The following is a 24,541-nucleotide window of genomic DNA, read 5'->3' on the forward strand; positions in this document are numbered from 1 at the left end:
CATAGATAAAGTGAAACGTGATGTTCACATCCTCTCCATCTATTGTTCACAAATATCTTATGGATTGGCATGCTTATTGCTTTGATAAATAGGTAGGTTGTGTAAGCGAATTCATAGAAGGAAAATTAAACCCCAAAAATCCGTTTTGGAATAGAAACAGCAGGAGGGCTACTCATGAAAATCTTTGATTATCTGCAAAAATACGATTATGAACAATTGGTACTTTGTCAGGATGAGACTTCTGGATTAAAAGCAATTATTGCGATTCATGATACAACGCTTGGCCCAGCTTTGGGTGGTACACGTATGTGGATGTATAATTCTGAAGAAGAGGCAATTGAAGATGCACTTCGCTTGTCTCGTGGTATGACGTATAAAGCTGCGGCGGCAGGACTTAATTTGGGTGGAGGAAAAGCGGTTATTATCGGTGATCCTCGTAAAGATAAGAGCGAAGAGTTATTCCGAGCATTCGGACGTTTTGTCCAAGGCTTAAATGGTCGTTATATTACGGCTGAGGATGTAGGAACGACTGTTGCTGATATGGATTTAATTTATCAAGAAACCAATTATGTAACAGGCGTATCACCAGCATTTGGTTCTGGGGGTAATCCGTCGCCTGTAACAGCATATGGTGTGTATCGTGGGATGAAGGCAGCTGCAAAACGTGGCTTTGGTCATGATGATCTCTCCGGTAAAACGATTGCTATTCAAGGGGTAGGGAACGTTGCTTACAATTTGTGCCGCTATTTGCATGAAGAAGGTGCAAATCTAATTGTAACGGATATTAACATGGATAATGTTCAACGTGCGGTAGTAGACTTTGGGGCTAAAGCGGTTGGAGTCAATGAAATTTTCGGCGTTGAATGTGATATCTTCTCTCCTTGTGCATTAGGCGCAATCATCAATGATGATACCATTCCACAATTCAAAGCCAAAGTAATTGCTGGAGCGGCTAATAACCAATTGAAAGAAGAACGCCATGGCGACATCATTCAGGAAATGGGTATCGTCTATGCACCTGATTATGTAATCAATGCAGGTGGCGTTATCAACGTTGCGGATGAATTGTATGGCTACAACCGTGAACGTGCCATGAAAAAGGTAGAAACTATTTACGATAACATGAACCGCGTATTTGAAATTGCGGATCGCGATAATATTCCAACGTATAAAGCGGCTGACCGTATGGCAGAAGAACGTATTGCTCGCTTAGCTAGATCGCGTAAAACGTTTTTGCGTGATCCAAAAGCAAGCTTACCAAAGTAAGAACAACTTGACTGAAAAAAGCATTGGTAGTACGGTAGTGCAAGAATGTTATTGATTCTTGCACTACCTACACTATCTACTTCATGCCAAATCCCTAGATAAAAAGGCAGAACAAATGAGTAAAGAGTAGGAGTTGGACCATTTCTTGATACATCCAGCTCTTTTTTTAGTACCAGGTCATGGAATGTGGTATAATGTGTCTCGGTAAGGCAAAAGCAACACATAGCTACTACAGGGTAAAGGAGATGTGAAGATGTCCCAAGAATTTGATCTTGTCGTGCTTGGTGGAGGAATTGGCGGCTATGTAGCGGCGATCCGTGCCACACAATTAGGCATGTCGGTAGCCATCGTCGAAAAGGATAAAATGGGTGGAACGTGTCTGCACCGCGGATGCATACCTTCCAAAGCATTATTGCGTAGTGCCGAGGTTTTTGCCACGATCAAGGAAAGTGAGAAATACGGGGTACGCACAGGTAATGTAGAGCTAGATTTTGGGCTGGTACAACAGCGAAAACGCTCGATAACGGAACAGTTGCATAAAGGCGTAGAATACTTGATGAACAAAGGAAAAATCAAAATATATCAAGGATTTGGTCGTGTAATGGGGCCAAGTATTTTTTCTCCACAAGCTGGTGCGGTACGCATCGAGACAGCGGATGGTGAACAAGAAATCATTGTTCCTCGCTTTTTATTGATTGCAACCGGTTCTAGACCACGAGTATTACCTGGCCTAAACATAGATGGAATACATATAATGACGAGCGACGAAGCCTTGGAAATGGAACAGCTTCCTGCGTCCATGATCATCGTTGGCGGTGGGGTTATTGGTATCGAATGGGCTTCTTTATTAAGCGACTTTGGTGTGGATGTTACAGTAATGGAGTACGGGGATCGCATTTTGCCAACAGAAGATGCTGATATCAGTAAGGAATTAACCCGCATACTTAAAAAACGGAAAGTAAAAATCGTAACAAATGCAAAAGTGATATCTGAAAGTGCTCAGGTGGCAGATGGTCAAGTAAGTGTACAAGCGGAAGTCAAAGGAGATATACAAACCTTTACCGCTGAAAAAATGCTCTTGTCTGTCGGACGCCAAGCTAATGTGGACAATTTAGGCATAGAGGCGACTGAAATTAAAATAGAACAGGGGCAAATTGCTGTTAATTCTACCTATCAAACGGCTGAACCGCATATTTATGCAATAGGAGACGTGATTGGTGGGATTCAATTGGCTCATGTAGCTGCTCACGAGGGAATTTTGGCCGTTGAGCATATGAACAATCGAGCTGTTGAGGCACTTGATCCAACAAAGGTAGCTAAATGTACCTATAGTCGTCCTGAAGTAGCAAGTGTAGGTTTAAGTGAGGCAGAGGCGAAACAACAGGGTTATCGCGTAAAAACAGGAAAATTTAGTTTCAAGTCGCTAGGAAAAGCATTGGTTTTTGGAGAAAACGACGGATTTGTAAAATTGGTTGTCGATGAACAAACCAATGATGTGCTCGGTGTTCACATGATTGGACCACACGTTACTGAAATGATTTCAGAAGGAGCGTTAGCGCGTGTATTGGATGCGACCCCATGGGAGATCGCCCATACAATTCATCCGCACCCGACGTTGTCGGAAGCCTTTGCGGAAGCGGCTCTTGATATTGAAGGTCTGGCTATTCATTCTTAAATGCAGGGAGGAAACCTTATGACCAAGAATCGTCATCAGGCTGTAGGTTTAACCGATGAGCAAGTGCTGGAAATGTATCGCTACATGCTCTTGTCAAGAAAAGTGGATGAGCGTTTATGGCTGTTAAACCGAGCTGGGAAAGTTCCATTCGTTATTTCCTGCCAAGGTCAAGAAGCCGCTCAAGTTGGGGCTGCTTTTGCCTTTGATAAAGAGAAGGATTATTTATGCCCGTACTATCGGGATTTTGGAGCGGTTATGGTCTTTGGGCAAACAGCTCGCGATACATTGTTATCTGCTTTTGCAAAAGCTGAAGATCCTAACAGTGGCGGTCGCCAAATGCCTGGTCATTTTGGGGGTAAGAAATACCGTATTTTGACAGGATCGAGCCCGGTTACTACACAGGTACCACATGCTGTAGGAATTGCCTTAGCAGGACGAATGACAGGCGAAAATCATGCTGTCTTCACCTCTTTTGGAGAAGGATCTAGCAACCAAGGCGATTTCCATGAAGCGGCTAACTTTGCAGGCGTTCATAAATTGCCGGTTATTTTCTTCTGTGAAAACAATAAGTATGCCATTTCTGTGCCATTGAAAAAGCAATTGGCTTGCGAAAGCGTGGCAGACCGCGCTGTTGGTTATGGATTCCCAGGGGTTAGCGTAGATGGAAACGACCCAATTGAAGTGTATCGTGTCATGAAGGAAGCGGTTGATCGAGCAAAAGCTGGGGAAGGTCCTACTTTAGTGGAAGCCGTAACCTACCGTCTTGTACCTCATTCAAGTGACGATGATGATCGTGTATATCGAGATCGTGGAGAAGTGGATGAGGCGAAAAAACAAGACCCAATCATTACATTTGCTCAGTATTTAAAAGAGGTAGGCCTCTTAACGGATGAGTCAGCGTCGGCTCTATCTAACGAAGTGCAAGCAATCGTAGATGAAGCAACGGAATACGCCGAACAGGCACCATATCCAGCGCCAGAATCGACTTTGACGCACGTATACGGATCGTAAGGGGGAGTTAAGATGGCAGTCATTTCTTTTATTGATGCAATTACCATGGCGATGAAGGAAGAAATGCGTCGTGATCCCAAGGTATTTCTGTTGGGAGAAGACGTAGGAGTACGCGGAGGGGTATTTCGTGCATCCAATGGTATGATTGAAGAATTCGGGGAGCAACGTGTTATGGACACTCCTTTAGCTGAATCAGCGATTGTGGGTGTGGCAATTGGAGCAGCAGCCGTAGGTATGCGTCCTATTGCAGAGATACAATTTGCTGATTTCATTTTGCCAGCGGTGAACCAAATTGTTTCCGAGGCCGCTAAAATGCGTTATCGTTCCAATAATGATTGGAATTGCCCACTTACTGTTCGAGCTCCATTTGGTGGTGGCGTACATGGAGCCCTGTACCATTCTCAATCCTTAGAAGCGATGTTTACAAACGTTCCAGGGTTAAAAGTGGTAGTTCCTTCTACCCCATATGATGCGAAAGGTTTATTAAAAGCAGCTATCCGTGACGAAGATCCAGTCTTGTTTTTTGAACATAAGCGTTGCTACCGCTTGATTAAAGGCGAAGTACCAGAAGAAGACTACACAGTACCAATTGGTAAGGCAGATGTAAAGCGAGAAGGAGACGATATTACGGTTATCTCCTATGGACTCACCCTGCATTTTGCTTTGCAAGCAGCGGAAAAGCTTGCTCAAGAAGGGATTTCTGCTCACGTTCTGGACCTGCGTACACTCTATCCGCTAGACAAGGAAGCAATTGTAGAAGCGGCATCTAAAACGGGGAAAGTGTTAATCATCCATGAAGATAATAAAGAAGGCGGAGTTGGTGGCGAAGTAGCAGCTATTATTGCTGAGCATTGTCTATTTGATCTGGATGCGCCCATTAAGCGTCTGTGTGGACCGGATGTACCGGCAATGCCATACAGCCCACCGATGGAAAAGTTCTTTATGTTAAGTCCAGAAAAAGTATTGGAAGCGATGCGTGAATTAGCGCACTTCTAGGCAAAAGGAGGACGAACCATGGCAACGAAAGTACTCATGCCACAATTGGGCGAGAGCGTTACAGAAGGTACCATCACTAAATGGCTTGTAAATGTGGGCGATGTGGTCAACAAGTATGATCCGTTAGCTGAAGTAAATACAGATAAAGTAACAGCAGAAGTACCATCCACTGTATCGGGACGAATCAAGGAGATAGTAGTTCCTGAAGGAGAGACAGTTAGTGTCGGTACCCTGATCCTTCATATAGACGAGGGAACGGAAAGCGCCAGTGAATCAACAGATAATGTAGAAGCAGGCTTGCAAGAATCTGCTACTTCGATGCCGTCTCCAGTTTCAACTGGACCTGTTTCTACGACAAGTGAAACAAAGGGGCAACCTGAAAGGAAACAACGTTATTCTCCTGCAGTGATGCGACTTGCCCAGGATAATAACATTGATCTATCCCTTGTGATTGGTACAGGCCTAGAAGGACGTATTACGCGCAAGGATGTACAAAAGGTAATAGATCAAGGTGGATTACCACAAGTAACCAATACGAACAAATTAGCAACTACTCCACAGCCTGCTACAATGGCAGTTAGTACACAAGCACCATCTATTTCAGTGGCTCAGCAGGCTAATAGTATCAATTCAATGACTTCCTCAACATCTAGTCAAGTATCTCTAGCAGCAGGAGACCAGAGCATTCCTGTGACGCCTGTACGTAAAACGATAGCGTCACGTATGGTGCAAAGTAAACATGAATCACCGCACGCATGGATGATGGTTGAGGTGGACGCGACAAATCTAGTTCATTTCCGCAATAGTGTTAAGGATGAATTTAAGAAAAAAGAAGGCGTTTCTTTAACGTTCCTGCCATTCTTTATTAAAGCGGTTGTAGAAGCTTTAAAAGAATTTCCTATGCTTAACTCATCATGGGCAGGCGATCAAATTATCGTTCGTAAAAACGTAAATATCTCTATTGCCGTAGCGAGCGAGGATGCTTTATTTGTTCCAGTAATTAAAGATGCTGATCAAAAATCGGTGTACGGTATTGCCAAGTCAATTGAAGATTTAGCAAACCGGGCACGAGCAGGTAAATTAACGATGGATGATATGAGCGGCGGGACCTTTACGGTAAACAATACTGGTTCGTTTGGTTCTGTGCTATCACAACCTATCATTAACGCACCACAAGCGGCGATTATGAGCGTGGAATCTATTGTGAAACGTCCAGTGGTTATAAACGATATGATTGCTGTTCGTTCCATGGTTAACTTGTGCCTGTCACTAGATCATCGCGTTCTCGACGGGTTAGTGTGTGGACGATTCCTGCAAAGTGTAAAAGAAAAATTGGAAGCAATTGGCCCAGAAACAAAGGTTTATTAGGACTAAATAAAATGGGAAAAATGGGGAGGATAGGTAATCTTCCTCATTTTTTTTACTTTTTTATGTAACTTTTTCACGATTTGTTCGTATTAAATAATGGATACTATTTTAAAATTGCCTTAAAGCTATCAACAACTTTGTCTTATTAACATACTGTTAATGGTACACTGAAAGGGAGAGTTGGGTTTTTCCAAAGGCAAAAAAATCGAGAGTGAACAGGAGGAGAATTATGAAACAACAACTAAAGAGAGGCGCATTCCTACTGCTAGCATCGACTCTAGCAATTACACCTTTGGTCTCTGTTCCGCAGAGTACATACGCAGCGAAGAATCTATCTATTGATGCTGACGACACTGACACAGAAGAGAAAACTACGTACACGCTTAAATTTAAAGCAGGGGACGACCTGAAAAAAGGAGACAAAATCACAGTAAAATTTGATAGTGATTTTGACCTAAAAAATGTTAAAAAGAGTTCCATTGAAATCGATGGAGACTCTATTAAAGATTTAAAGAAAAGTGGTTCAAAATTGACGATCACTATTCCCTCTAGAATTGATGAGGGTGATCGTGTAGAAATCGAAATCGATGATGTCATTAATCCAGATGATAGTGGGGAATATGACATTTCTGTTGACGATGGAGACGATGAAGCAGAAGAAAGCATTAAAATCGGAAAAGGCAAAAGCTCTTCTTCAAAAAGTAAAACGGAGAAAAGTGCCTTTTCCGTTGACTTTGGAAGCAAATATCAAGATGAAAAAACATCTCTTGAAATTTCCCGAATTGATCTAAATGACAAGTTAGATGATTCGAAGTATGTGGAAGTGACATTCCCTTACTCTAGTATGCTACCTAATAGAATTAGCACTAGTGATGTTGAATTAAACGGATATTCACCAAAAGACGTTGAGATCTCTGGTCGAACAGTTAAAATTAAACCGGGCTCCAAAGCAGATGGGGATAAAAAGCTAACGATTAAATTTAACAAGGATGCTGGGATCAGAACTCCTTCTTCCAGCAGCTCTTTTAAAGTAGAAGTCGATTATAAAAATACGACCTATGTTTCTAAAGAATTTGAATTGAAAAAAGGCTCCTCCTCTGTAGATAGTGATTACAGTGTCACCTTATCAGACAGCAATCCAGGGGCTCGCACAAGTGTGTCCATGGAAGTAAAATTAAAGGATGAGCTTAGAGGCGGCAATGATATTTATGTAGAATTTCCTACCCAAGATATGGTGCCAGGCTATATTTTTAGCACATCTGCAACAATCAATGGAACAGCTGTGAGATCTATTGGCGTTTCAGGGCGTACCGTAACCTTGTCAACACCTTATAACTTCTCTAGTTCAGATCGTGTTCGTATCGAATTTAAGAACGATGCGTTCATTAAAATGCCTACATCAACAGGTAACTACGATCTGGCTGTAAAATATAGAGATACAACTTACCGTTCGAAGTCGTTTGCTGTAACAGCAGGAGGAGTAACGCCAACGAATCCGACTAATCCTACGAATCCGACAAACCCGACAAATCCGACTAATCCTACGGTTCCTGTAATTCCAGCAAACAACAGCACAGCGACTGTATCACTTAGCAAGCCTAATCCGAATGCAATTACTGGTATGACTGTTGGTATTAAGGCACTAGGCGTTGGTCTTAGCACTGCAGACTATATTGAAGTGGTTATGCCAACATCCTTCCGTGTCCCTACGACCATTCCAACAACAGCGGTGACTGTTAATGGAACATATCCAAGCTATGTTGGTACTCGTGGACAAAACTTGGTTATCTACCCATCGGTTAACCTACCTGCAGGTCAAGCAGTAAGCGTAGCCGTAAATGAAAATGCAAAAATCCAAACACCTGGTGCATCTAATATTTACAATGTAGGCGTATATACATCTGCAGAAAAAAATCCATTGTTCATCCGCCAAGTAACGGTTGGTGCACAAAACGGGATCAGCTTTAAAGTAGGTGCAGCATCCTTTAAAACCCAAGGAAAAACCTATCCATTGGCTGTAGCTCCTTACACATTGAATGGTAATACCATGGTACCAGCTACCTTTGTGCGTGATGGTTTAAAAGTAAGCACAACATATACAAAAGCAGCTGCTACTGTAAAACATGGAAATACAACGATGACCTTTAAAGTAGGATCAAATGTTGTCAACATCAACGGTAAGAACTATACCTTGCCATCTGCTGTACAATTGAAAAACAATGTACCAATGTTACCAATTCGTACAATCACAGATAACTTGCGCTTCAACCTAGCGTGGGATAACGCTTCTTCCAGCGTCATTATCTTTAAATAAGAACTTATTCCATGAAAAACACCCCCCAGAACAGATGGAGATTCATTCGCTTCCATCTTTCAACTGGGGGGTGTCTTTTATATTGGTCCTTTTTCCTATACTATACGTATTGAAGAACCATCGGAATAACAAGGGCTAGTACAAGAATAATGACCAAAATCTTGGCGATGGTAGATTGATGTTTCAATATAGACAGCTCCTTTTCATTTGTTCAATAAAGTTGCATAAGGTTTTACTTTAACCAAAGAAGTTTGCAAAACCAAAATTTCTAGAAAATGAATCAGCTTTCTTAAATGTACAAATGCTTCTACCGTTGATTGAAAAACGGCGAGGCTATGCTAGAATAAAATAGAGGAGAATTCTTAATTTTTCCATTATGCTGGCATTGGGGGAGAACACGTGTCTGATCATAATTTTACCCAAATCTATCAGGACTGGCAACAACGGTTGAACGAGCGGCTCGAAAAAACACCGGAACGTAAGAAAAGGTTTTTCACTTCTTCTGATTTGGAAGTCGAGCGGCTTTATCTGCCTAAAGAAGTGAATCAATCATATATGGATCAAATCGGTCTTCCCGGGGAATATCCATATACCCGCGGCGTTCAGCCTACTATGTTTAGAGGGCGCTTTTGGACGATGCGTCAGTATGCAGGATTTGGCTCAGCAGAAGAGACAAATAAACGCTTTCGCTACCTGTTAGAGCAGGGACAGACTGGACTAAGCGTAGCATTCGACTTACCTACACAAATTGGGTATGACTCTGATGATTCAATGTCGGTGGGAGAAGTGGGGAAGGTCGGCGTTGCAATTGATTCCTTGGAAGATATGGAAACTTTATTACAGGGCATTCCGCTTGATAAAGTAAGTACCTCCATGACCATTAATGCACCAGCTTCTGTACTATTGGCTATGTACATCGTTGTAGCGGAGAAACAAGGAACACCACCACACGCTCTAAGCGGTACAATTCAAAATGACATTTTAAAGGAATATATTGCTAGGGGTACATACATTTTTCCACCACAGCCTTCAATGCGCTTGATTACAGACATTTTTGCGTACTGTGCGGAACATGTGCCTAAATGGAACACCATAAGCATTAGCGGGTATCATATTAGAGAAGCCGGTTCTAGTGCTGTGCAAGAGGTAGCTTTTACCTTGGCGGATGGCAGAGCATATGTTGAAGCAGCATTACAAGCAGGTCTTAATATCGATCTTTTTGCTCCACAGTTATCTTTCTTTTTTAATGCTCATAATCATTTCTTTGAAGAAGTCGCAAAATTTAGAGCTGCCAGAAGAATCTGGTCAAATCTGATGAGAAATACCTATGGTGCAAAACAGCCAAAATCTTGGCAGTTCCGTGTTCATACACAAACAGGTGGTTCTACATTAACTGCACAGCAACCAGATAATAATATTGTGCGAGTTACTTTACAGGCGTTGGCAGCTGTGTTAGGTGGGACCCAGAGCTTGCATACCAATTCCCGTGACGAAGCACTTGCCTTACCAACAGAGGATTCTGCACGTATTGCCTTACGTACTCAGCAGATTATTGCCCATGAAAGCGGTGTTACAGATACGGTCGATCCATTGGGCGGCTCGTATTATGTGGAGGCTTTAACAGACGAAATCGAAAAAGGTGTTCTGGCTTATATGGACAAAATCGAGAAGATGGGTGGCGCTGTAGCTGCAGTCGAAGCAGGGTATATGCAACGTGAGATACACAAGCAAGCCTATGACACACAGCGTAATATTGAATCTGGGGAAGAAGTAGTAGTAGGAATGAATCGTTTCACGCTTGAGAATGAGACGCAGCCTGAGCTTTTACGAGTAGATCCATCGATTGGTAAAAAACAGACGGACCGACTGGAAGGTCTACGAAATCGTCGAGATACAATTTTAGTTGATCAAACGCTCGGTCGATTAAAGACAGCAGCGGAAGGCACAGAAAATTTGATACCTTTTATTATTGACTGTGTACGCGCCTATGCCACGATTGGAGAGATCTGTGGAGTTTTGCGTCAAGTTTTTGGAGAGTATCGGGCGGTTTAATCGGGTCGAAGGAGGAAAGACAACCATGAAACAAAAAATTCGCGTATTAGTAGCAAAGCCAGGTTTGGATGGTCATGATCGTGGTGCACTTGTTATCGCCCAATCCTTGCGAGATGCAGGAATGGAGGTTGTGTATACCGGCTTACGACAGACCCCTGCACAGATTGTACATGCGGCCATTCAAGAGGATGTTGATTTTATTGGATTGTCGTGTTTATCTGGTGCGCATAATGAATTATTTCCCGAAGTGATTCGTTTGCTACGAGAGCAACAGGCTGAGGATATCATGGTTTTTGGCGGAGGCGTAATTCCGCAAGAGGATATTCCTTTCTTAAAAGAGCAAGGGATTGCTGAGATTTTTACACCAGGTACCCCAACGCAGGCTGCTGTAGACTTTGTTCGAAGCAAGGCAAGACCAAAAAGGGATAGCTGGGTGGAAACTCCAAAACGAATTGCTCATATAGGCATTGCGGTCCAGTCAATTGAAGCGGTACTTCCTTTTTACATTGAGCAATTAGGTTTACAGCTTAAGGGGAGGGAAAAAGTGGAGTCAGAGCAGGTAGAGGTTGCCTTTCTGCAAATTGGAGAAACGAACCTAGAACTATTAGAACCTCTCTCCCCAGAAAGCCCAATCGCTAGCTTTATTACGAAACGCGGCGAAGGTATTCATCATATTGCTTTGGATGTGGATGATATCGAAGAACGATTGCAGCAGTTTAAACAGAACGGTGTGCAGCTTGTTCATGAACAGGCGAAACTAGGAGCGCATGGAGCACAGATAGCCTTTTTACATCCCAAAGCGGCGAATGGCGTATTATTCGAGCTATGTCAGTACGAACAGCAGAAGGAGGAGCTGGTAGATGAGTAATGAAATGTACGCCAAGATTGACGAGCTATACGAACGGAAGAATAAAGTAGAGTTGGGCGGTGGAGACGAACGAATTGAAGCCCAGCATAAGCGTGGAAAGCTGACAGCTCGTGAAAGGATTGATCTATTAGTAGACTCAGAAACCTTTGTAGAGCTTCAGCCATTCGTAAAACACCGTAGCAATTTGTTTGGTTTAGATAAGCTGGAAGCGCCTGGAGAAGGCGTTGTGACAGGGTACGGAAAAGTTCATGGACGGATGATTTATGTGTTTGCCCAAGATTTTACTGTCTTTGGTGGGGCATTAGGTGAAATGCATGCAAAGAAAATTGCTAATATTATGGATTTAGCGGCGAAAAATGGCGCTCCTGTTGTAGGCTTAAATGATTCTGGGGGAGCGCGTATCCAAGAAGGGGTAGTTTCACTAGATGGCTATGGGCATATATTCTATCGGAATTCTATCTATTCAGGTGTAATTCCACAAATTTCGGTTATTCTTGGACCATGTGCAGGTGGTGCAGTTTATTCGCCTGCTATTACTGATTTTGTATTTATGGTAGAAAAGAGCTCACAGATGTTTATCACTGGGCCAAAGGTCATTGAAACTGTTACGGGAGAAAGGATTTCTAGTGAGGATCTTGGAGGGGCTAAGGTTCATTCCAGTATAAGTGGAGTAGCTCATTTTACGTCGGAGTCGGAGTCGGAAGTGCTGGAAGAAGTTCGTCGTCTCCTACAGTTTCTGCCTCAAAGCCACCGCGAAGAGCCCCCAGTTATCCCTTTTGATGGAGAGGATGGAAATTGGCTAGAGGAGATGCTCGATATTGTTCCTGTCGCTGGGACGAAGGTATACGATGTGAAAAAAGTGCTGACACTCATTGTTGACGATGGGGATTTCATGGAAATTCAATCACAATTTGCACGAAATGTCGTGGTTGGTTTTGGGCGTTTAAAAGGTCAGCCGGTAGGTTTTATTGCCAATCAGCCTAAAGTGATGGCAGGGGGACTTGATATTGATTCCTCTGATAAATTGGCACGTTTTATTCGCACTTGTGATTGTTTTAATATTCCGTTAGTTACCTTTGTTGATGTGACAGGCTTTTTTCCTGGAGTAAATCAGGAGCACGGAGGAATTATCCGACATGGTGCCAAAATTCTGTTCGCATACTCAGAAGCGACAGTACCAAAAATCAGTGTTATTACTCGTAAAGCATATGGCGGTGCTTATGTTGCGCTAAATTCCAAGGCAATTGGTGCTGATGTGGTATATGCTTGGCCTAATGCTGAGATAGCGGTAATGGGTCCAGAGGGGGCAGCCAGTGTTATTTTTGCTAAGGAGATTGAGAGAAGTGAAGATGCTCTAGACACCAGACAACGCAAGATTGCTGAATACAGAGAGAAATTTGCTAATCCCTATGTAGCAGCAGAGCATGGCATGGTAGATGATATTATCGATCCAAGAGAAACAAGAAAATACCTTATTCATTCTCTGGACATGCTAAAGACGAAACGTGAGGAGCGACCTGCAAAAAAACATGGGAATATCCCGTTGTAGCTACTGAAAATAGCAAAGAAAAAAAGTTCTGACTGGAATAGTACAGACTAACTTTTTTACGGTATACTAAAAGTGTTACATAGAGAATTGGGAACGGAGGAAGTCAATGTGATTAATCAAGAACGAATTCTTGCAGAGTTTTTGGAGCTAGTCCAAATCGACAGCGAAACAAAAGAAGAAGCAGCGATTGCTGAGGTATTAAAGGATAAATTAGCAAGCTTGGGCTTTTCTGTAGAGGAAGATGATGTTGCTTCCAAAACAGAACATAGTGCGAACAATCTGTTTGCTACCCTTGAAGGTACTACTAAGGGTCCTGCTATTCTGTTTAGCAGTCACATGGATACCGTCGTTCCAGGTAAAGGTGTAAAGCCTTCCATTAAAGATGGATATGTGGTAACGGATGGTACTACAATTCTAGGTGCTGACGACAAAGCGGGTATCGCTGCAATCTTTGAAGCGATTCGTACGTTAAAAGAACAGAATCTACCTCATCCATCTATTCAGGTTGTTTTGACCGTTGGTGAAGAATCTGGTCTAGTTGGGTCACGTCACATGGATGCAAGTAAATTAAAAGCAGAAATGGGCTTTATTTTGGATTCAACAGGGAAAGTGGGCGAAATTGTCAAAGCTGGAGCTGGTCAATATCGCATTGTTACCAAAATTCACGGAAAAGCTGCTCATGCTGGTGTGAATCCAGAGGATGGCATAAGTGCTATCACTGTTGCTAGCAAGGCTATTTCACGTATGCCGCTTGGGCGTATTGATGAAGATACCACTGCAAACATTGGTCGTTTTGAAGGTGGTCGCGCTTACAATATTGTAACAGACTACGTAGAGATTTGGTCAGAGGCTCGCAGCATGGTAAATGAAAAACTAGAAGTACAAGTGAAAAAAATGACGACTGCATTTGAAGAAGTGGCTTCTGAGCTAGGTGCGACTTGCGAAAATGATGTGAAGTTTATGTATTCTGGCTATAAATTTGATGAAAGTACGCCGGTGTTGCAAAAAGCGATTGCCGCAGTTAAACGTGTAGATCGTGAACCGAAGTTAACCAGTAGTGGTGGCGGTAGCGACGGTAACGTGTTTAACGGACATGGTATCCCTTCTGTTAACTTTGGTATCGGGTATGAAGAGATACATACAAAAAATGAACGTATGCCTTTAGAAGAGCTATATAAGGCTTCTGAATTGGTACTAGCTGTTATCGCTGAATGTATTGAATAAGAAACAAGAAAGAGAGCTTGGTCATGGCACCAGGCTCTTTTTGTTTGTTCCAGAAAGTTTAGAGAAGGAAGGGCATAAGTATGTATTATGTAGAGTTCCATCTTTTTTAAGAAATGAAAATGATGAGGATGAAGCTGATGCAACAAATGATGGCTGGTTATATTCTTACATGTGGAGAGCAACGAAGAGGGCTTACAGAAGTAGTCGTTCAGCGAGCAGATGGTAAAAAACAACGTGCTATTTATTATGGCCAAAACGAAGATTTGAGGGTAGGGCAATCAGTGTTACTTAATGTAACTGCGACTCATCTGGAATTAGGAACAGGTGGTACAGACTTTATAATGGCTCTGGAACCATTTTGTAATAGGCAACATTCCCCATTACAATACGGGCATATTATGAAAATGCGCTATACGCCTTGGCAGATGGCAGTGGATACATTAGAAGAACAGGCGAGCCCTTATCATGGGTTATTTGCTCAGGAGGAATTGTCTTTAGCGGGGAGTTTTGTACTTGTAGCTGAATTACATAGTATGTTACCTGCGTTGTGCATTAGATTAAAAGAACTGATGCCAGGAGCGCGAATTGTTTATATCATGACGGATCATACCGCATTGCCAATCTCACTTTCACGGCATGTTCACTGGCTGGTAAGCAACAAATATTTACACGCAACCGTTACCACGGGTCAGGCTTTTGGTGGGGATGGTGAATGTGTCAATACAGTAACAGGTCTATTAGCGGCAAAACACGTGTATCAAGCTGATTGGATTATTTGTACACCTGGACCTGGTGGAGTTGGTACAGGTACTCCTTATGGATTCACAGGGTTACAATTAGCGGACGTTTTGCATCATGTAGATATTCTCGGAGGAGTACCGTTTTTTTTACCAAGAATTAGCTTTGTAGATAAACGAGAACGGCACCATGGCATGAGTCATCATACAACCACCTTGTTAAGGCAATTTGTGCTTCGTCCTGTCATTCTGCCCATACCTCTGTTTGAAGATGAACGTGATTCATCTATAGAAAAGCAGATGGAACAGTCATCCCTGTCACAAAAACATATTGTCCTAAGACAAAAAGCAGGGACAGTAGGGGAGATTGATAAATTGTATAAACGGCACCACCTAGAAAAGCTTTCCTCGATGGGACGGAATTGGGAGGAAGACCCGACCCCTTTTTTAACAGCTGATACAATGGCCAAAACCGCCTGTTGGATCAGGAAGCATACAGAAATGAATTGAGGATATTTTAGACTTTTTGTTGACTCACTTGTTGCAAGTAAGCATGTAATGTAATGGGCTGCTCAGATATTTGACGTAGAGCGGCCTGGATTTCGTTTACTTTTCCAACCAAGCGTATTTGTTTCAGATCTGTATATAATTTCATCATAGATGCCTCCTTTGTATTTGGGTAATTCATCTCTACAACTTATTGCGAGTGTGTATAGAACTGATGTCTACTTAGCAAGAAAGTGAAAGTGCTTAGAGGGCATTGATTTTAGTGGATTTTTGAGAAAGGGTTGTACAAGCTATTCTTGATGCTAAGATATGGAGAGAGGTTCGGATATAGAACTAAAAAGTGTGTTTTAAAAGTAAACAGGTATTTTATAAAAAGCATGTTTTACAAAACACAGTAAAAACAATGTTCATTTAGGAGGAAACATTTATGACACAAGCTCAGCACGATTCGTTATATGAAAAAACCATTGCTACGAAAAAAATCTACGACGGTAAAATTATTTCGGTTCAGGTTGACGATGTAGAATTACCAAATGGTCATACAGCTAAACGAGAGATTGTTAAGCATCAGGGAGCCGTAGCAGTTATGCCGATCACAGAGGATGGCAAATTGATCGTTGTACGTCAATTTCGTAAACCATTGGAGCGGTCTATTGTAGAAATTCCAGCTGGTAAGTTAGAACGGGGAGAAGATCCTTTAGAATGCGCCAAGCGTGAATTAGAAGAAGAGACCGGCTTTAAAGCCACAGAGTATAAACATATCAGCTCGTTTTATACTTCACCGGGGTTTGCAGATGAACTATTACACCTGTATATGGCTACAGGATTGATTGCGGGAGAATGTAATCCTGACGAAGATGAATTTGTTGAAGTGATGTACGTGACACTAGAAGAAGCTAGAAAACTTCATGAAGCGGGAGAGATTCGAGACGCTAAAACCGTTCTTGCTTTGTTTGTAATGGAAAATGAGCGTCTGAATCAGCGTTTATAATCATGCTGTCATCTATCTTTGCAGATTTACATATACACATTGGCGGAACGATGTCAGGAAAAGCTGTTAAAATTACGGCTTCTCGAAAAATGACTCTTCACAGTATTTTGGAGGAAGCTTCTGAGCGTAAGGGAATGGAAATGATTGGCGTTATAGATGCACATGCCCCTGAGGTACAAGCTGAATTGCAAGAATTACTTGATCGAAAAATGGCTATAGCTCATCCGGATGGGGGTATCCATTATAAACGAACGATGCTACTGCTTGGCTGTGAGGTAGAAATTAAGGAACCAGATAGGGGAGAAGCTCATTTTTTGTGCTATATGCCCGATTTGCGTAGAATGCGCCTCTTCACAGAGTGGTTGGCTGTTCGTTGCAAGAATGTACACCTTAGCTCGCAACGCGTGTATACAGGTCTTCGTGAGCTCCAGCAGTTTGTTTACCAGCATGAGGGACTTATGATACCAGCACACATCTTTACACCCCATAAAGGGCTTTACGGAAGCTGTACGGATCATCTTAGCGAGGTTGCTGATCCTAGATTGATTTATGCCGTAGAGCTAGGATTAAGTGCAAATACGGATATGGCAGATCGGCTACAGGAGTTACATGAGAAAACGTTTGTGACAAATTCAGATGCTCATTCCTTACAAAAAATTGGCCGGGAATATCAAGTGCTCTTGCTAAAGGAACCAAGCTATCAGGAGTGGGTCATGGCAATGCGACGTGAGCAGCACAGAAGGGTTTCATGTAATTATGGACTATCTCCACAGCTAGGAAAGTATCACCAAACAGCGTGTCAGGGATGTGGGTCCATGGAACGAGAGAATGAGATGGGGAGGTGCCCTGCCTGCGGATATAAACGGATGGTGAGAGGGGTTAGTCAACGGATCGATCAGTTAGCTGATGTACCAATCGGGGTGCATCCTTCACACCGGCCTTCTTATGTGGAACAGATTCCTTTAGAGTTTTTGCCAGGTGTAGGACCAAAAATACGGCAAAAAATGTATGAACAGATTGGAACCGAAATGGATGTCCTCCATCGGGTGGATGAGGAGATTTTGTGTCAGGTAGTAGGTGAAAAAATAACGAGTATGATTGCCAAAGCAAGACGTGGCGAGCTATTGATTCAGGCTGGAAGAGCTGGGATCTATGGAAAGGTAATTGGAGAAAGAGAGAAGTAGTAGCCATGTATATTAGTCATAGAATAGACAAGCGGTGCATAGAATGTAAGTATCCTGGCAACCAAGGAGGGGGGCCGTCTTGCGTAACCGCTTTGGACATGGCATCCATCTTTATTTGAAAGAAAACCAGTCCCTTTTTTTATTTACTATCGTCCTGTTTACTATGGGCATCATTTTTGGAGCTGTGCTTGTTAATTCGCTTGATTTGTCTCAGCGACAAGAATTGCTTGGCTTTCTCAATTATTTTTTTTCTAACTTTGACAAAAGCGGAATAATGGATTCCTCTCTACATTTTCAACAAGCGTTCGGATATCATTTAAAAACAATTTTGATACTATGGGTATTAGGAATGTCCATTATTGGATTGCCTATGATCCTACTACTATTATTTCTCAAAGGTATCATTGTTGGTTTTACCGTTGGATTCTTGGTGGGAGAGTTGCAGTGGAAGGGAGTAACGTTTGCTTTACTTGGTGTCCTTCCACAAAACATGTTAGTTGTTCCCGCTATGCTCATTGCCGGTGTTGCAGGTATTTCATTCTCTCTTCGCTTGGTACGTACTAGATTAGTCACACGTAGAGATAGCATTATGCCGCATTTTACTAATTATTCAATTCTAGTTGGTAGCATGTTTATAATCATGACAGCTGCAGCTTTATTGGAGACTTTTTTGTCCCCATTATTGATGCAGTACGCTATTAATTAAGAATAATTATAAGATAAGAACTTATGTATTTGACTAAATAGATTTCTCTCCTCTATAATAAGTACAGGTTTGATGCGAACGGGGAGGGGCATACATGGAAGAAAAAATAGAAAAGATAAAGCAACAATTACATTCGCACCACTATAAATTGACTCCGCAACGCGAAGCTACAGTTCGTGTCTTACTGGAGAATGAAGCAGATCATCTCAGTGCTGAGGATGTCTACTTAAAGGTGAAAGACAAAGCTCCTGAGATTGGCTTAGCGACGGTATATCGGACCTTGGAGCTATTAAGTGAGCTGCGGATTATCCATAAAATGAACTTTGGTGACGGGGTAGCACGTTATGACCTCCGAGATGATAATGCTAAACATCACCATCATCACTTGATATGCTTACATTGTGGTACGGTGGATGAGATATTTGAAGATTTGTTAGTGGGAACAGAAGAGAAGGTAAAAGCGGACTACAAATTTGCTATAACAGATCACCGACTCAGTTTTTATGGAATCTGCCATCGTTGTCTTGATAAAGTTAATTTGGAAGACTACAAGTAATAACTTCTCCATAGTTAAGGAGAAGTTTTTTTCTTGTTCATGAAAGTCATGAATAGGGACAAAAAGGCATAAAATAGCAATAACCGTGCTCAAGGGGTTGTTGCAATGAGTTTTCCATTTCGCCGTTTTATGGAATTAATTCGATTCTTTTTACTTTTTGTCACTTGTTCCTTGTTTAGTTATGGAGTAGTATCCTACTTATCACACCATATTTTGCCGGCAAATCCCTACCGAGAACCTTCCGGGAATGCTGTTAAGGTGGTAAAATGGCTGGACAACAAACCCGTATCTGAGTGGGACTGGTATTTAGAGCGCCTTCAGCTTTTTTTCTCGGAAGGGGAATGAGAAAGCAGGATTTTGTAAGTGCGCTGTTGAAATGTATAAGGTACCGCTCTGGTATAATTAATCCAGGAGGAGAAGTGGCTTCATGGATACGCTAATCGATCAATTCACCCACTTTCTCGCAGTAGAAAAAGGACTTGCAGCCAATACGTTGGAATCTTATCAACATGACTTGGTAATGTACGCTGCATATTTGAATGACCAAGGTATTAGCAAGGTAGAAGAGACTACGCGCACTCATATCGTTGGCTATCTATTTATGCTTCAAGAGAAAGGACGGGCTACGGCTACTTTATCTAGGAATATGGCATCCATTCGTGCTTTTTATCAATTCTTAGTCCGAGACCGTCATATGACAAGTGATCCATCTATTCATTTGGAAACACCCAAAATTGAGAAAAGACTGCCTAAAGTGTTGTCAGTAGAAGAAGTAGAGTGTTTATTAGATGGTCCAAAAGGGAATGTACCTATAGCATATCGTGATAAAGCCATGCTAGAATTACTATATGCGACTGGAATTCGCGTTTCTGAGTTAGTATCCTTACAACTGGGGGATATTAATTTAGACATGGGCTTTGTCAAATGTATGGGTAAAGGTTCTAAGGAGCGCATGATTCCGCTTGGTAGCATTGCCATTCAGGTTATCCGTACCTATTTGGAACGGGGACGCCCACAACTTGTTAAGGCTAGTTCAGATCAGGCGTTGTTTTTAAATCATTTAGGCACACAGATTACACGCCAAGGGTTTTGGAAAATTATTAAAAAATATGCCTTACAAGAGGGAATCCAAAAGGAGATTACTCCGCATACCTTGCGACACTCCTTTGCAACTCATCTTTTAGAGAATGGTGCAGACTTGCGATCTGTACAGGAAATGTTGGGACATGCCGATATTTCTACAACTCAAATTTATACGCATGTAACGCGTACGCGCATCAAAGATGTCTATGCAAAAACACATCCTCGTGCCTAAAGAGATGGACGTACACTTTACAAGGCAGACTTCAAGTGCATAAGGAGGAACACACAAATGAATCGTTTTTCACGTGTATTTTTAATTGTGTTGGATAGTGTTGGAATTGGTGAATTACCTGACGCTAAGAGATTTAATGATGAAGGTTCTCATACACTTGGTCATATCGCACAAAAGGTAGAAGGGTTCGCACTTCCGCATCTTGCAGAATTGGGTCTGGGCACTATTGCTCCTCTACATAACGTACCAGCTGTAGCTGCACCTCGTGCACACTATGGCAAAATGAAAGAAATATCCATGGGAAAAGATACAACAACTGGGCATTGGGAAATTATGGGGTTGCATGTATCTACCCCGTTTAATACATATCCAGATGGATTTCCACAAGAATTAATTGAGGAATTCGAGCAACGCATAGGGCGTAAAGTATTAGGAAACAAGGTAGCATCCGGAACCGAAATTTTGGATGAATTGGGCGAAGAGCATATGAAAACGGGTGCAGTGATCGTGTATACGTCTGCTGATAGCGTATTCCAAGTTGCTGCTCATGAAGAAATCGTACCGTTAGAAGAGCTATACAAGATCTGTGAGATTGCTCGTGAGCTAACACTGCGCGACGAATATGCAGTTACACGTGTAATTGCTCGTCCGTTCTTAGGAAAACCAGGGGCATTCGAACGTACTTCTAATCGTCATGACTACTCTGTAAAGCCATTTGATAAAACGGTTATGAACAATCTAGTAGATGCAGGACTCACTTCAATTGCGATTGGTAAAATCTCTGATATTTATGCGGGAGAGGGCGTAAGTAAAGAGATCCGATCCAAAGATAACATGGATGGAGTAGATAAACTACTTCAAAGCATGCAAGAATCCTTTACAGGGCTTAGCTTTGTAAATCTAGTTGATTTCGATGCCAAATACGGTCATCGCCGCGATACAGAAGGGTACGGAAAAGCGCTAATGGAGTTTGACGCACGTGTTCCAGAGCTACTGGCAGCCCTAAAAGAAAATGATTTACTTATCATAACAGCTGACCATGGTAATGACCCAACACATCATGGTACTGATCATACTCGTGAATATGTTCCTGTACTGGCATACTACAAAAACTTGGAGACAGGCAAAAATCTAGGTGTGCGCGAAACATTTGCTGACCTAGGTGCAACAATTGCTGAAAACTTCGAAGTGAAAATGCCGAAAATCGGTCAAAGTTTCTTAGCTCAATTGTAGGGGGAGAGCATACATGTCCAAAATTCTTGAAGCAAAGACGTTTATTGAGGAAAAGCTTACTGAAAAGCCAACCATCGGCTTGGTTTTAGGTTCAGGTCTAGGTGTTTTGGCAGATGAAATCGAAGAAGCTACTGTTATTTCATACAACGAGATTCCCCATTTTACGAAATCAACAGTAGTCGGACATAAAGGGCAGCTGGTAATTGGAAAATTGAAAGGCAAGCAGGTAGTAGCGATGCAAGGACGCTTTCACTACTATGAAGGTCATGATTTGGAAGCTGTCGTGTTCCCGATTCGCGTCATGAAGGCGATTGGTGTAGAAACCATCATTGTTACAAATGCAGCAGGTGGTGTCAATGAATCCTATAAACCAGGCGATCTAATGTTAATTTCAGATCATCTAAATCTGACGTACCGCAATCCGCTAATCGGTGGAAATGATGAGTCTTTAGGCGCTCGCTTCCCTGATATGTCAGAAGCTTATTCCAAACGTTTACGTGGGCTTTCTAAAGAGGTTGCAGCTACATTAGGCATCCAATTACAAGAAGGCGTGTATGCAGGACTATTAGGTCCATCCTATGAGACTCCTGCTGAGATTCGCATGTTGCGTATTTTAGGTGGGGATTCTGTCGGAATGTCCACAGTACCAGAAGTGATTGTGGCTCGTCATATGAACATAGAGGTTCTTGGAATTTCTTGCATCAGCAACATGGCGGCAGGAATTCTTGATCAACCATTATCTCATGACGAGGTAATGGAGACAACTGAGAAGGTAAAAGCAGAGTTTCTTTCTTTAGTAAAAGGTGTTATAGAAAAGATGTAATCATTCATGATCATGCCTACTGGTGGAACTCAAGGCATGCTTTATAGCTAACAAAGATAAATCCCTTTGGACTAAAAGAGCCAAAGGGATTTTTTGTACTAGTGGTGATATCCTAAGCCAAGTGATAATTGAGAAACGGTTCGCAATACCTTTTGCTGAAAAACCTCCATATGAGGAAGCATACGCTCGGAAGGACCGATCAGACTAATGGAAGCGATAACCTGTCCAGTTGTATCGAAAATAGGCGCTGCAATAGCTGTTACACCAACATTGCGTAGATTGGAACTAACCTCATACCCATTTTGTCTGATCGTTCTCAAACGCTGCTTCATATCCTCAGTAGAAGTAAGGGATTGTGGTGTATATGCTTTAAGTCCAGTTGCTAGGACTTCATCGATGAAAGTTTCAGATTGATATGCGAGCAAACAACGGGCACTACTTGTCGCATACAAGGGGAAGCGCCGATGGGCATCGACAGTAAAACGAATAGGATATTGGGAGTCGATTTTGTCCACATAAATGGCGTCTTTACCATCCATAATACAAAGACATACCAATTCTTTGGTTTGCTCTGCCAACTCATGCAAGTGGGGCTTTGCATATTCGACTGTATCGTGATCACGTAATACCTTCGTTCCTAATTCCAGTAAAGTATAACCAAGCGCATACTGCTTGGTTTTTTGATTTTGACGAATAAAGCCTTCGCTTTCTAAAGTTGTCAGTAATTTATGTACAGCGCTTTTGGACATCGCCAGTTTTTTACTTATTTCTGTTACACCTAATTCTTTAGGAGAATCCAAAAAGAGTTGCATAAGATGACAGCTTTTTTTAACGGAAGATAAGAAGTTGTCCATCCGATTATTCCTTTCCTATGAAAAGTCATACATGACTGACTTGTATTCCAAAAAAAGGGGGAAAAGCCCTGATGTAACGGTATTGTAACATGGACACATAATTTTCACAAATGATTGATTTTTACAAATTTTCATGCTAAAATTCACGTATTGTTCTCATATGGATAAAATTGTTCTCTATAAGAGAACAAAAAGAGAGTATAGGGGGCTTATGATGAAGAAAAAAGCGTGGACAGTGATATCAGTAATTACACTTGCAGCAGTAGTGGTGGCAGGCTGTGGAAATTCGGCACAGCCAGCAGGAAGCAGTAGTTCTTCGTCCCAGATGGAAGACAAGCTAGTTATTGCTGGAAATGGTGCTACCGTAGAAAAGCTGATGAAAGACGAGATTTTTAAAAAATTTAATGAAAAATATCCGAACGTAAAGCTCTCATATGTATCAGGTGTGTCTACTGAAATTGTTGCCAAGGTAAAAGCACAACAAAACTCTCCACAGATAGACGTAGCTATCATAGAAGGTGGTGAGCAAGAGAAAGGTCGTACAGAAGGATTATGGCAACCGATTACAGAAGAAAACATTCCTAATGCCGCCAACGTACCTGATGATTTGAAAGTGTTAGAAAATTCAGGAGTTACGGTTAATTTCACACCTATGGGTATCTCCTACAACAGCGATCTAATTAAAGAAAAAGGTATACCTGTTCCAGAATCTTGGAATGATCTTGCTCGTCCTGAAATGAAAGGAAATTTGATTTTAACTGATGTAACAAGCAACTTTGGACGTAGTACGCTAATCATGCTTGCGTATGCCAATGGTGGTTCGGAAAAAGAAATGGAAGAGGGCTTCAAAAAGCTGGAAGCGATTGCTGGCTATATGCCTACATTTGCAAAGTCAGCTGCACAGCTACAACAGAATTTGCAAAGTAAAACCTCTGCTTATACAGCTTGGACTATGGCGCGTAGCATTACACAGAAAAAAGGAGGATTACCACTTGAATTCGTCTTTCCCAAAGAAGGGGCTAATATAGTACCTAACGTAGCGGTTATGGTCAAGGGTGCAAAGCATCCAGAGGCAGCTAAAGAATTTATGAATTTCTTACTAACCGATGAAGTACAGAGCATGTACGCTTCAAAATTATATTACAACCCAGCAACAAAAGTGGACTTACCGGATGATGTAAAGAAAGAGCTTGATTTTGATCGGACTAAAGTTGTGCATTTTGATTATGCCGTTTTGGGAAGCAAGACGGGAAAATGGGTTGACCAATTCAACAAGGAAATCGCGCCAAAGGTAGGAAAGTAGGTGTCCACA

Annotated in this window: 22 protein-coding genes; 20 read left to right on the forward strand and 2 right to left on the reverse strand. The window is 42.0% G+C overall.

The genetic code is table 11. The features are described from left to right. Positions 1-174 precede the first annotated feature (174 nt). From ACQV1I_RS09405 to ACQV1I_RS09455, 11 genes are all read left to right on the forward strand, one after another. The gene (locus ACQV1I_RS09405; RefSeq protein WP_104032579.1) at positions 175-1,266 is read left to right on the forward strand and encodes a Glu/Leu/Phe/Val family dehydrogenase; all 1,092 of its coding nucleotides are present in this window, start codon (positions 175-177) and stop codon (positions 1,264-1,266) included. A gap of 253 nt (positions 1,267-1,519) precedes the next feature. Then, positions 1,520-2,941, forward strand: coding sequence for a dihydrolipoyl dehydrogenase (gene lpdA / locus ACQV1I_RS09410; RefSeq protein WP_116333734.1), 1,422 nt, complete (start codon positions 1,520-1,522; stop codon positions 2,939-2,941). Positions 2,942-2,959: 18 nt separating this feature from the next. Beyond that, complete coding sequence (locus tag ACQV1I_RS09415; protein WP_018672509.1) at positions 2,960-3,952, forward strand: thiamine pyrophosphate-dependent dehydrogenase E1 component subunit alpha; 993 nt, start codon at positions 2,960-2,962, stop codon at positions 3,950-3,952. A 12-nt stretch (positions 3,953-3,964) separates the two neighbouring features. Further along, complete coding sequence (locus ACQV1I_RS09420) at positions 3,965-4,948, forward strand: alpha-ketoacid dehydrogenase subunit beta (protein ID WP_116333735.1); 984 nt, start codon at positions 3,965-3,967, stop codon at positions 4,946-4,948. An 18-nt stretch (positions 4,949-4,966) separates the two neighbouring features. Further along, positions 4,967-6,316, forward strand: coding sequence for a dihydrolipoamide acetyltransferase family protein (locus ACQV1I_RS09425; protein ID WP_116333736.1), 1,350 nt, complete (start codon positions 4,967-4,969; stop codon positions 6,314-6,316). Positions 6,317-6,545: 229 nt separating this feature from the next. Then, positions 6,546-8,630 carry a stalk domain-containing protein gene (locus ACQV1I_RS09430; protein ID WP_116333737.1) on the forward strand — a complete coding sequence of 695 codons (2,085 nt, stop codon included), beginning with the start codon at positions 6,546-6,548 and terminating at the stop codon, positions 8,628-8,630. A gap of 399 nt (positions 8,631-9,029) precedes the next feature. Then, complete coding sequence (locus tag ACQV1I_RS09435; protein ID WP_116333738.1) at positions 9,030-10,682, forward strand: acyl-CoA mutase large subunit family protein; 1,653 nt, start codon at positions 9,030-9,032, stop codon at positions 10,680-10,682. A gap of 25 nt (positions 10,683-10,707) precedes the next feature. Continuing rightward, positions 10,708-11,550 carry a methylmalonyl-CoA epimerase gene (gene mce / locus ACQV1I_RS09440; RefSeq protein WP_116333739.1) on the forward strand — a complete coding sequence of 281 codons (843 nt, stop codon included), beginning with the start codon at positions 10,708-10,710 and terminating at the stop codon, positions 11,548-11,550. After that, complete coding sequence (locus ACQV1I_RS09445; protein ID WP_116333740.1) at positions 11,543-13,099, forward strand: acyl-CoA carboxylase subunit beta; 1,557 nt, start codon at positions 11,543-11,545, stop codon at positions 13,097-13,099. Before mce ends, ACQV1I_RS09445 begins: the two co-directional genes overlap by 8 nt. Positions 13,100-13,207: 108 nt before the next feature. Further along, entirely contained in the window at positions 13,208-14,323 is a 1,116-nt protein-coding gene (locus tag ACQV1I_RS09450; protein ID WP_116333741.1) for a M20/M25/M40 family metallo-hydrolase, read from the forward strand. 137 nt (positions 14,324-14,460) lie between these two features. Then, positions 14,461-15,570: a DUF3866 family protein gene (locus tag ACQV1I_RS09455; RefSeq protein ID WP_116333742.1), complete on the forward strand. Its 1,110-nt coding sequence runs from the start codon at positions 14,461-14,463 to the stop codon at positions 15,568-15,570. A 7-nt stretch (positions 15,571-15,577) separates the two neighbouring features. Here the strand turns inward: ACQV1I_RS09455 and ACQV1I_RS09460 are convergent, their stop codons facing one another. Next, complete coding sequence (locus tag ACQV1I_RS09460) at positions 15,578-15,718, reverse strand: Z-ring formation inhibitor MciZ (RefSeq protein ID WP_438769160.1); 141 nt, start codon at positions 15,716-15,718, stop codon at positions 15,578-15,580. Positions 15,719-15,994: 276 nt separating this feature from the next. Between ACQV1I_RS09460 and ACQV1I_RS09465 the strand changes: the two genes are divergently transcribed. From ACQV1I_RS09465 to ACQV1I_RS09500, 8 genes are all read left to right on the forward strand, one after another. Continuing rightward, complete coding sequence (locus ACQV1I_RS09465) at positions 15,995-16,558, forward strand: NUDIX domain-containing protein (RefSeq protein ID WP_018672519.1); 564 nt, start codon at positions 15,995-15,997, stop codon at positions 16,556-16,558. 2 nt (positions 16,559-16,560) lie between these two features. Continuing rightward, positions 16,561-17,742, forward strand: a complete 1,182-nt coding sequence (locus ACQV1I_RS09470; RefSeq protein ID WP_116333744.1) for an endonuclease Q family protein — start codon at positions 16,561-16,563, stop codon at positions 17,740-17,742. A 79-nt stretch (positions 17,743-17,821) separates the two neighbouring features. Next, entirely contained in the window at positions 17,822-18,448 is a 627-nt protein-coding gene (spoIIM, locus tag ACQV1I_RS09475; RefSeq protein WP_116333745.1) for a stage II sporulation protein M, read from the forward strand. Positions 18,449-18,542: 94 nt separating this feature from the next. Next, positions 18,543-19,004 carry a ferric iron uptake transcriptional regulator gene (gene fur, locus ACQV1I_RS09480; RefSeq protein ID WP_018672522.1) on the forward strand — a complete coding sequence of 154 codons (462 nt, stop codon included), beginning with the start codon at positions 18,543-18,545 and terminating at the stop codon, positions 19,002-19,004. Positions 19,005-19,109: 105 nt separating this feature from the next. Continuing rightward, the gene (locus tag ACQV1I_RS09485; protein WP_018672523.1) at positions 19,110-19,349 is read left to right on the forward strand and encodes a DUF4227 family protein; all 240 of its coding nucleotides are present in this window, start codon (positions 19,110-19,112) and stop codon (positions 19,347-19,349) included. 82 nt (positions 19,350-19,431) lie between these two features. After that, complete coding sequence (gene xerD, locus ACQV1I_RS09490; protein WP_094699017.1) at positions 19,432-20,319, forward strand: site-specific tyrosine recombinase XerD; 888 nt, start codon at positions 19,432-19,434, stop codon at positions 20,317-20,319. 57 nt (positions 20,320-20,376) lie between these two features. Continuing rightward, positions 20,377-21,552 carry a phosphopentomutase gene (deoB, locus tag ACQV1I_RS09495; RefSeq protein ID WP_094699016.1) on the forward strand — a complete coding sequence of 392 codons (1,176 nt, stop codon included), beginning with the start codon at positions 20,377-20,379 and terminating at the stop codon, positions 21,550-21,552. Positions 21,553-21,565: 13 nt separating this feature from the next. Then, positions 21,566-22,375: a purine-nucleoside phosphorylase gene (locus tag ACQV1I_RS09500; RefSeq protein ID WP_094699015.1), complete on the forward strand. Its 810-nt coding sequence runs from the start codon at positions 21,566-21,568 to the stop codon at positions 22,373-22,375. A gap of 98 nt (positions 22,376-22,473) precedes the next feature. Here ACQV1I_RS09500 and ACQV1I_RS09505 read toward each other — a convergent pair whose 3' ends face one another. Beyond that, positions 22,474-23,229, reverse strand: coding sequence for an IclR family transcriptional regulator (locus ACQV1I_RS09505; RefSeq protein WP_018672527.1), 756 nt, complete (start codon positions 23,227-23,229; stop codon positions 22,474-22,476). Positions 23,230-23,443: 214 nt separating this feature from the next. Between ACQV1I_RS09505 and ACQV1I_RS09510 the strand changes: the two genes are divergently transcribed. Next, positions 23,444-24,532 carry an ABC transporter substrate-binding protein gene (locus tag ACQV1I_RS09510; protein WP_116333746.1) on the forward strand — a complete coding sequence of 363 codons (1,089 nt, stop codon included), beginning with the start codon at positions 23,444-23,446 and terminating at the stop codon, positions 24,530-24,532. Positions 24,533-24,541: the final 9 nt, after the last annotated feature.

The organism is Brevibacillus sp. JB24b (genome assembly GCF_051713385.1).
GTDB lineage: Bacteria > Bacillota > Bacilli > Brevibacillales > Brevibacillaceae > Brevibacillus_B > Brevibacillus_B laterosporus.

Coding starts and splice junctions, on each gene's coding strand:
- ACQV1I_RS09405 (WP_104032579.1), top strand. CDS start 175: ATGAAAATCTTTGATTATCTGCAAAAATACGATTATGAACAATTGGTA.
- lpdA (WP_116333734.1), top strand. CDS start 1,520: ATGTCCCAAGAATTTGATCTTGTCGTGCTTGGTGGAGGAATTGGCGGC.
- ACQV1I_RS09415 (WP_018672509.1), top strand. CDS start 2,960: ATGACCAAGAATCGTCATCAGGCTGTAGGTTTAACCGATGAGCAAGTG.
- ACQV1I_RS09420 (WP_116333735.1), top strand. CDS start 3,965: ATGGCAGTCATTTCTTTTATTGATGCAATTACCATGGCGATGAAGGAA.
- ACQV1I_RS09425 (WP_116333736.1), top strand. CDS start 4,967: ATGGCAACGAAAGTACTCATGCCACAATTGGGCGAGAGCGTTACAGAA.
- ACQV1I_RS09430 (WP_116333737.1), top strand. CDS start 6,546: ATGAAACAACAACTAAAGAGAGGCGCATTCCTACTGCTAGCATCGACT.
- mce (WP_116333739.1), top strand. CDS start 10,708: ATGAAACAAAAAATTCGCGTATTAGTAGCAAAGCCAGGTTTGGATGGT.
- ACQV1I_RS09445 (WP_116333740.1), top strand. CDS start 11,543: ATGAGTAATGAAATGTACGCCAAGATTGACGAGCTATACGAACGGAAG.
- ACQV1I_RS09455 (WP_116333742.1), top strand. CDS start 14,461: ATGCAACAAATGATGGCTGGTTATATTCTTACATGTGGAGAGCAACGA.
- ACQV1I_RS09460 (WP_438769160.1), bottom strand. CDS start 15,718: ATGATGAAATTATATACAGATCTGAAACAAATACGCTTGGTTGGAAAA.
- ACQV1I_RS09465 (WP_018672519.1), top strand. CDS start 15,995: ATGACACAAGCTCAGCACGATTCGTTATATGAAAAAACCATTGCTACG.
- ACQV1I_RS09470 (WP_116333744.1), top strand. CDS start 16,561: ATGCTGTCATCTATCTTTGCAGATTTACATATACACATTGGCGGAACG.
- fur (WP_018672522.1), top strand. CDS start 18,543: ATGGAAGAAAAAATAGAAAAGATAAAGCAACAATTACATTCGCACCAC.
- ACQV1I_RS09485 (WP_018672523.1), top strand. CDS start 19,110: ATGAGTTTTCCATTTCGCCGTTTTATGGAATTAATTCGATTCTTTTTA.
- xerD (WP_094699017.1), top strand. CDS start 19,432: ATGGATACGCTAATCGATCAATTCACCCACTTTCTCGCAGTAGAAAAA.
- deoB (WP_094699016.1), top strand. CDS start 20,377: ATGAATCGTTTTTCACGTGTATTTTTAATTGTGTTGGATAGTGTTGGA.
- ACQV1I_RS09500 (WP_094699015.1), top strand. CDS start 21,566: ATGTCCAAAATTCTTGAAGCAAAGACGTTTATTGAGGAAAAGCTTACT.
- ACQV1I_RS09505 (WP_018672527.1), bottom strand. CDS start 23,229: ATGGACAACTTCTTATCTTCCGTTAAAAAAAGCTGTCATCTTATGCAA.
- ACQV1I_RS09510 (WP_116333746.1), top strand. CDS start 23,444: ATGAAGAAAAAAGCGTGGACAGTGATATCAGTAATTACACTTGCAGCA.